At 69.5% G+C, this 1,035-nt stretch carries 2 protein-coding genes; both read left to right on the top strand.

From position 1 onward, the window contains the following. The first annotated feature begins 158 nt into the window (after positions 1-158). Positions 159-953 (top strand): glycosyltransferase family 2 protein, encoded by a 795-nt coding sequence (locus ACTMTJ_RS45365; protein WP_441225315.1) that lies wholly within the window; start codon positions 159-161, stop codon positions 951-953. Next, a partial coding sequence (locus ACTMTJ_RS45370; protein WP_441225317.1) for an NAD-dependent epimerase/dehydratase family protein occupies positions 946-1,035 on the top strand: 90 nt, incomplete at its 3' end. The genes ACTMTJ_RS45365 and ACTMTJ_RS45370, both read left to right, overlap by 8 nt.

The following is a 1,035-nucleotide window of genomic DNA, read 5'->3' on the forward strand; positions in this document are numbered from 1 at the left end:
GATCCGCACATCAAGGACGAGCGCTTCGTATCGCTCGACGAGGTGCTGGCCAAGGCCGACCTGCTCGTCATCGCCTGCCCACACCAGGAGTACACGGCCCTCGAGACGGCGACGCCGGTGGTGGACATGTGGGGGCTCACCGGCCAAGGCGTGAAGATATGACGATCACGCCCCGCGTGTCGGTGGTGATCCCCGTCTACAACGAGGGGGAGTCGATCGTCCGGTGCCTCGACCGGATCCTCCGTGAGGTGCTGCTGCCGGCCGAGGTGCTCGTCGTGCACGACATGCCGGAAGACACCACGGTGCCGTACGCGCAGGAGGTCGCCCGCACCGACCCGCGCGTCCGCACCGTGCTCAACACGTACGGGCGGGGCCCGGCCAACGCGATCCGCTTCGGCATCGACTCGGCGACCGCGCCCGTCGCGGTGGTCACGATGGCCGACGGCTCCGACGACCCGCGGCAGATCGACGACCTCGCCCGGCTCGTCGACCGGGGTGTGGTCGTGGCGGCCGCGTCGCGGTACATGCCCGGTGGGCAGCAGGTGGGCGGCCCCCGGTTCAAGCGGATGATGTCCCGCTGGGCGGGTCGCACGCTGCACTGGTTCGCCCGGGTGGGCACGCGCGACGCGACCAACAGCTTCAAGGCGTACGACACCGAGTTCGTGCGCCAGGTGGGGATCGAGTCGCGCACCGGTTTCGAGATCGGGCTGGAGCTGACCGCCAAGGCCAACAGGCTGCGGCTGCCCGTGGCCGAGATCCCCACGATCTGGCTCGACCGTCAGCTCGGCGAGTCCCGTTTCGACCTCGGGCGGTTCATGCCCTCGTACCTCAAGTGGTACTTCTTCGCGTACGGCCGCAGGCTGTCGGCCGAGCAGATCGCGGCACGCCGCGGCACGGCGGAGACCACGCCGGCCGACCCAACCCTGGAAAAGGAGAACAGCGCTAGTGGCTAAGGTCCTGGTTACCGGCTCGGCCGGCTTCATCGGTGGCTACGTGGTGGAGGAGCTGTTGGGCCGTGGCCACGAGGTGGTCGGG

This window comes from Phytohabitans sp. LJ34 (genome assembly GCF_052068095.1).
Taxonomy (GTDB): domain Bacteria; phylum Actinomycetota; class Actinomycetes; order Mycobacteriales; family Micromonosporaceae; genus Phytohabitans.